The following is a 6,511-nucleotide window of genomic DNA, read 5'->3' as shown; positions in this document are numbered from 1 at the left end:
ACCACGACGGGTGACGACGCCGCTGCGACCACGACGGGTGACGACGCCGCTGCGACCACGACGGGTGACGACGCCGCTGCGACCACGACGGGTGATGACGACGCCGCTGCGACCACGACGGGTGATGACGACGCCGCTGCGACCACCGGCGATGACGACGCCGCTGCGACCACGACGGGTGATGACGACGCCGCTGCGACCACCGGCGATGACGACGCCGCTGCGACCACGACCGGTGATGACGACGCCGCTGCGACCACCGGCGATGACGACGCCGCGACGACAGGCCACGACACAGGGCATGACACAGGGCATGACACAGGTGGTCCTGGTGATCACCACCCCGGCAAGCCGGGCAAGCCGGGCAAGCCGGGCAAGACCCTCCACTATGGCCCCAAACCCCCGTGGGACATGATGCACACTCACCACTAAGTGCGTTCCCCTGTAGTTCGACGGGAGTGACAAGTGGCGCTGCATCCCTTGGCGGAGTGCACGCAACTTGGTCGCCCTCAACGTGAGTAAGGGGGTGGCGTGCAGCGGATCGTCGTCGATTCCGTCGTGCGCCACCCGCGGAAGCAGTAGAAGCAGGTGCAAGCAGTCGCAATGGGAAGGAACGGGTGGGTGGGGTCGTGCTGATCGGTGTTGAGTCGACAAATACGACGGATTCACGGCAGGTTGGCGCTGAGCCTGCAGCGCAGAACGGTGGACTGCGTAGCACTCGTGAAAATACAGGGCCACACCGCCTACTGACCGCTGGAACGGGAGTCGCGGTTGCCTTGTGCCTCGCAGTGACCCTGGTCCATCTTGTCCTGGTGTTTCTGTACGTGGCGCCCTCGAACGCCATTTCCAAGGTCTACGACCAGCAGATCAACGCGTGGGTCCGGCCCTTGTTTTCGCAGAACTGGCGGCTATTCGCCCCGGATCCGCAATCCGTCAACCGGCAGATCTCGGCGAAGGTCGGGTACACAGCGCCGAACGGTTCCAGGCGAGTGAGCGGCTGGATCGATCTGAGCTCCATGGATGATTCCGCCGTCAAGCACCACGTCTTTCCCAGTCATACGGCACAGAACATGCTGCGCCAGGCGTGGAATTCCTACCTCAAAACCCACGGCACCGACGACCAGCCACACTCGGATCGGGCTCTCCTGATTCAGAAGTATCTCCGCAACATCGCAGTGGACCGCGTCACAGCTCAACGGGGCGGTACCTTCGACTTCATCCAGCTACGGGTGACGACGCTGCCCATCGTCGCTCCGCGCTCGGCGGATGGCTCCCGTCCGGCCGCCGCGACACCTGCGCCGGCCGCGATCCGGTACCTGCCCTGGTGGAAGGTGGATTCCCATGAAACGGAGTGAGAAAGCACCGACCATGGCGGCAACAGCGCCCCGAGTAACCACGAAGCAGGCGGCCGTGAACATGCTCCAGCGAGGGTTTGATCGAATCCACGCTTTCCTCGTCCTCCTGACTGAGCGGCCTGTCTCCCTGTACGCGGCAGCGATGCTGCGCATCGGGTACGGGCTGCTTTACCTCGTCTTCCTGCTCCGCGAGTTTCCCCACCGCGACGACATGTGGGGCCCCGGTTCGCCATGGACACCCGAACTAGCCCGGCTTATGTACGACCAGACCGGATGGGCCAGCGTCCTTCTCCTGTCCGACAGCCAGACATACTTCGAGGTCTGCTACGCCGTTGCTCTTATCACGTGTGCGCTGTTCGTGCTGGGCTGGCGCACGCGTGCGGTGTCCGTGCTGTTCACGGTCGTGGTTGTGTCGTTCCATGGCAGGGCGATCTACATGGCGGACGGCGGGGACAACCTCATGGTCCTCATGGCCGTCTATCTAGTCTTCACCGCGTGTGGTCGTCGCTGGTCCCTCGATGCGCGCAGGGCCCGGTGCAAGGCTGCGACCGGCAAGATGGTAGATCCCCGGGGTAGCGGTCTCCGGCACCAACTCGGCGATGCGCGCTCCATCTTGACCACCGTGCTGCACAACTGCGGCATGTTCGTCATCGCAGCCCAGGTCTGCTTCCTCTACGGATGCGCGGGCATGTACAAGGTGCAGGGTTACAAGTGGGCCGACGGCACCGCCCTCCACTACGTCCTGAACATCGACTTGTTCCGCCCCTGGCCCGAGTTGTCTCAAATGCTCGACGGTCACCACGTACTGCTCACCGTCGTCGGCTATACGACGGTGCTGGTGCAGGTCGCCTTTCCCTTCGTCCTCTTCAGCAGACTCAAATACCCCGTCTTGATCCTTTTGCTGGGCATGCACGTGAACATCGCGGTGCTCATGGGACTGCCGCTGTTCTCCGGCGCGATGATCGTCGCCGACGCCGTATTCCTGCCGGACCGCTTCTACCGCGCCGTGGAACGGCTATTGCGGCGTACCGTCCGACGAGCAGGCGTCACCGGAGCGGAAGCCTATCCCGGGACGACCTCTGCGCTGCCGCTGCAACCCGTACCGGTCGGCGACACTCACTCCCCAGGCCGATCCCGTACCCCTCTTGGCCCGCCATGAGCGAACTTTCTTTGTTCCGGCTTGGTCCGCACCCTCGGAGAGGGGCCCGCCCCCGTAGTTTCACTCGTAAGGGCTTCTCGGGGATCTCCCGAGCGATTGATGCTCTTCCAGCCCGGGGATCAAGGTGTCAGTGCGGACGATGGTGGCGTCGATCTGGACCAGCCAGTCGATGTCGCCGGACCGCGTCCGCATGGGCCTGGATCTGCTGCGGAGCCCGAGTAAAGACGCCGTCGAGCGCGTAGCGGCGGAAGCGGGTGTACACGGTCTTCCACGGCCCGTAGCGTTCCGGCAGGTCACGCCAGGAGATCCCGGTACGGATCTTGTAGACCATCCCGTTGATGACCTTCCAGTTCTCCATGCGAGGTCGGCCCGTTGCGGCCCGGGGTATCAGCGGAGCGAGTAACTCCCACTCCTGGTCGGTGAGTTCATGACGACGTACCACAACGCCATGATCTACCGACCGGATGATCTTTGAGGACGGACCCTGCAAGCGTGTTGCAGAAGGCTGTGATTGGACATCCCAGGAGCGTAGATGTCAACCAGTAGCCAGTTCCGCGTGATGCGACCGGGCGGTTGCCTCGTCGTAGCGGGTGCCGGTTTTGAGGCATCCGTGGAGGATGCCGACGAGTCGGTTGGCGAGTTGGCGCAAGGCGGCGTTGTGCCCGGTTCCGCGTGCGCGTTGGCGCTGGTAGCAGGCGTGGGCGTTGGGCGAGACGCGCAGGGTGCTGAACGCCTGGGTGAGCAGAGCGTCGATGAGTCGGTCGGTGTGGATGAAGCGGGCCAAGGCGACCTTCTTCTCGCCGGAGGCGCGGGTGATGGGGGACGTGCCGGCGTAGTTCTTGCGGGCCTTGGCGCTGGCGTAGCGGTTGGGGTCATCGCCGAACTCTGCAAGCACCCGGGCACCGAGGACGGCTCCCAGCGCGGGCTGGGAGAGGATGATCTCATCGGTCGGCTGCTGACCAAAATGGGCCTCGACCTGTCCTTGCAGAGCCTTGATCTGGGCATTCAGGGTGGTCAGCACCGCCAGCAGTGCGGTGACAGAGGCGGCGCAGGCGGTGGTGACCGTATCGGGCTGGCCCAGGTGTTCCTCGCGCAGGGCTGTCTGGATCACGGCTGCCTTAGCGGCGACGTTCTTGCGGCGGGCGCGTTTGACGGCGGCACTGATCTGGGGCAGGGTCAGCCGGGCAGCCAGCTGCGGGGTGGGGGCCTTGCCGAGAAGTTCCAGCGTGTCGGTAGCGTCGCGGTCATCGAAGGCCACGAGCGCGGCGGGGAAGTAGTCGCGCAGGGCGTGCCGCAGCCGTTGGGTGTGCCGGGTGCGCTCCCAGATCAGCGTCTTGTGGGTGTGGGTGACGACCTTGACCGCCTCGGCCTGGGCGGAGTCCCCGGCAACGGGCCGCAGTTCGTGGCCGTGGGTGCGGACCATGTCGGCCAGCACGTGCGCGTCGCCTGGGTCGCTCTTGGCGGCGGAAACTCTCAGCCGGTCACGGAACCGGGCGGCCTGCAACGGGTTGACGGCCAATACCGTGTAGCCAGCGGTGACCAAGGCACGTACCCATGGGCCGCGGTCGGTTTCGATCCCGACGAGGATCTCGACGTCGTCGGTAGCGTCTCCAGTCACTTCCCCGATTATCGCGTGCAGACAGGTCATGCCGGTCGCCTTCGGGCAGCCTGGCCCGGGCCAGGCGCCGCCCGGCGCTGTCCATCACCTCGACGTCGTGATGGTACTCGGCCCAGTCATCCCCCACGAACAGTCGCAACGGTCCTCCCGCTCTCGAGCCCGGTCACCATCAGCAGCCTGCCGGAGAACCATCAGCGACCTAATCAAGCGGTGCTCACGCCAACGCGCGGCGGGCACGACATCCCATCAGCGATCAACTCTCCGGGCCGAAACGGCAGGGGCACGGTCTTTCAACAGGACTCAACCGTCTGGGAAGACTGAGTGCTCACCTGCCGCCGACTACCATCAGGAGTCTGCCGCACGGCCGGCTCCCCGAACTGATGAGGAAGGGAGGGGGCGTCGGGCCGCACGACCCCTCCCTCGCGCCGACTGCGCAAGTGCCGACTCTCGGAGTATGTGGTCACTGCCGGGGCTGGGCAATTCGACTCGCCGTGCTGTGACCTGGTGTGGTCGGACCCCCGGTCAGGAGTACGCAGGACCCGGCCGGGGAGCGACCGCACTTCATCGCTTGCCACCAGCGGCCTTCCCGGTCGGTGATGACGGCCGGGACGCCCCTGACGAGGTGACACCCGAAGCCGCGGAGATTCGTGGGACCCGTCGGAGCGGCACTGGTAAGCCTGCTTCGGCAGGATGCCTCGGTGAGGCAGGATTGCTCCATGCAGGCCCTACCAGCTGGTTTATGATGGTGATTGCCGTTTCTGCGCAAGGTCAGTGACATTGCTCGAGCGCATGCTGCGGCTCGACTGCTCCATCACTCCTTGGCAGTTCGCGGACCTTGCTTCTCTCGGTTCCGCTCAGCGCGGGCCGAGTACGAGTTGTTGTGGATCACGCCCATAGGGGCTGTCTACGGCGGTGCTCAGGCGGTCGCCAAGCTGTTGCTGAGGGCAGGCAGGGGGTGGGCTGTTTTGGGTGCGCTACTCACCCTGTGCCCTCCCCGTAAGCCGCCGACCAGGCCGGACACCTCCCGCCTAATGCCCGCGTCAGGCAAGGTTCGCCGTGTCGTGATGCGTTGCTTGGTTAGCTGCGCAGGCAGCATGACCGGGTGATCCGATTGCCGACGGCACCCTGCTCGAAGATCGTCAGGGGTCGCGGCTGGTGGTGCCCTGCTCGGCACCACCAGGGTGGCCCGCGCTTCACTATGCCGCCCCAATCTCACGTCAGGTATGGCCGTGCTGTGGCATCTCGCCGTCCACCCTGAGCACCGCTGGCTCTGGGCCCTCACATACCTTCGCTAAGCAGGTCAACCAGCAGCCGTCCGCGCCAGGATATGCCGCAACATACGAAGCCACCGCTTCCATGACCCATGCGCCAGCGGAGCGCAGTCCTGAGAAGCCGTGTCTCAACCGAACGTGATCCCTTGATTCCTGCTGGTCAGGCATGGTTTCGCTCAGGTTGAGGGAGGCATCGCGATGCCTTGTGTCCGCTTCATGGTCGAGGGGTGCGCGGTGGTGTCGGTGCGGGGAATGCTGGAGGAGCGAGAGGCTGCTGCCCGGATGCGGTGGAGGGCTTGCGGGAGGAAGCCGCGCGGCCGGCCGAGGCGTTGGAGTCTGACGAGATCGAGCGCGACCGGCGGGTGATCGCGCGGGGGGAACTGGTCGAGGCACTGGAAGTTGCTGCGGCCGATTCCACTGCCGCGACCACGACCGAGGCGGAGGAGGAGGCGGCGCCGTCGCTCGTGCCGGTGCCGGGCTCGATCGTGCCGCCGTGACGGGAAGGGCTGCCGGTGACGGTTCTGGCGCCGGACTATCAGCGGATTTTGGGCGTGCTGGAACAGCAGCGACCCATGGGTCATGGGCCGCTTCGAGCCAAGGAGATCGCGGTGGAGTTGGGCCTTGGGGCGACGCCGGCGAAGGTCGAGGGGCTGCGGTCGAAGGCCCGGCGCCTGGCGGAGCGCGGGTGGCTTCTCCTGGAGGCATCGGGGGCATTCGCGTTGCTGTAGCTGCGTCGCGGTGTAGCGGCCACGAGCCCCCCTCAAGTTGATGATCAGGAGTGACCGTCCCATGAGCAAGCTCAACGCGCAGGAGAGGATTCGGCCATCCGACAGCAGTACTGCAACGGTGTTTAAAGGGTGTTGCAGAAGGCTTGGCTGCGGGCATTTTGCCTATATGGATGGGGTGTTGAAGGCCGAGCCGGTGTGGGTGGAGACGTTCACCGGGTTGCGGATGGGGCGCTTCGAGAAGCTGCTGCGAGTGGTGCGGGAGCGAGGCGGCAATGGCCCCGGTGAGGGCCGGCCGTGGTGTCTTCCGCTGGCCGAGCGGGTGCTGCTGGTGGCCGTGTACTACCGCACGAACCTCACCATGCGGCAGCTCGCCCCGCTCT

General features: G+C 65.5%; 7 protein-coding genes and 2 pseudogenes. 6 read left to right on the top strand and 3 right to left on the bottom strand.

Features of this window, described 5'->3' with window-relative positions; genetic code table 11:
* Positions 1-387: hypothetical protein (locus ACZ4SF_RS36650; RefSeq protein WP_468393136.1), on the bottom strand; the 387-nt coding region annotated here is incomplete at its 3' end.
* Positions 388-812: 425 nt separating this feature from the next.
* Here ACZ4SF_RS36650 and ACZ4SF_RS36645 point away from each other — a divergent pair.
* Positions 813-1,355, top strand: a complete 543-nt coding sequence (locus tag ACZ4SF_RS36645; RefSeq protein WP_468393134.1) for a DUF5819 family protein — start codon at positions 813-815, stop codon at positions 1,353-1,355.
* Positions 1,356-1,416: 61 nt separating this feature from the next.
* A complete protein-coding gene (locus ACZ4SF_RS36640; protein WP_468393249.1) occupies positions 1,417-2,514 on the top strand; it encodes an HTTM domain-containing protein in 1,098 nt (365 codons plus the stop codon).
* Between the two features lie 127 nt (positions 2,515-2,641).
* On the opposite strand, the gene ACZ4SF_RS36635 is transcribed toward ACZ4SF_RS36640, so the two are convergent.
* Positions 2,642-2,956: a transposase gene (locus tag ACZ4SF_RS36635; protein WP_468393132.1), complete on the bottom strand. Its 315-nt coding sequence runs from the start codon at positions 2,954-2,956 to the stop codon at positions 2,642-2,644.
* 93 nt (positions 2,957-3,049) lie between these two features.
* Positions 3,050-4,217, bottom strand: a pseudogene (locus ACZ4SF_RS36630) (IS110 family RNA-guided transposase).
* 623 nt (positions 4,218-4,840) lie between these two features.
* Between ACZ4SF_RS36630 and ACZ4SF_RS36625 the strand changes: the two are divergent.
* The 4 genes and pseudogenes from ACZ4SF_RS36625 to ACZ4SF_RS36610 all read left to right on the top strand — a co-directional run.
* Positions 4,841-5,130, top strand: a pseudogene (locus tag ACZ4SF_RS36625) (DCC1-like thiol-disulfide oxidoreductase family protein); the annotation flags it as partial.
* Between the two features lie 569 nt (positions 5,131-5,699).
* Positions 5,700-5,900, top strand: coding sequence for a hypothetical protein (locus ACZ4SF_RS36620; RefSeq protein ID WP_468393130.1), 201 nt, complete (start codon positions 5,700-5,702; stop codon positions 5,898-5,900).
* Positions 5,901-5,915: 15 nt separating this feature from the next.
* Positions 5,916-6,131 (top strand): hypothetical protein, encoded by a 216-nt coding sequence (locus tag ACZ4SF_RS36615; RefSeq protein WP_468393128.1) that lies wholly within the window; start codon positions 5,916-5,918, stop codon positions 6,129-6,131.
* A 166-nt stretch (positions 6,132-6,297) separates the two neighbouring features.
* Positions 6,298-6,511: transposase family protein (locus ACZ4SF_RS36610; protein WP_468393247.1), on the top strand; the 214-nt coding region annotated here is incomplete at its 3' end.

This window comes from Streptomyces sp. NPDC027663 (assembly GCF_055566415.1).
Note: the sequence above shows the minus strand (reverse complement) of the source record. Positions and strands in the feature narration are given on the sequence as shown.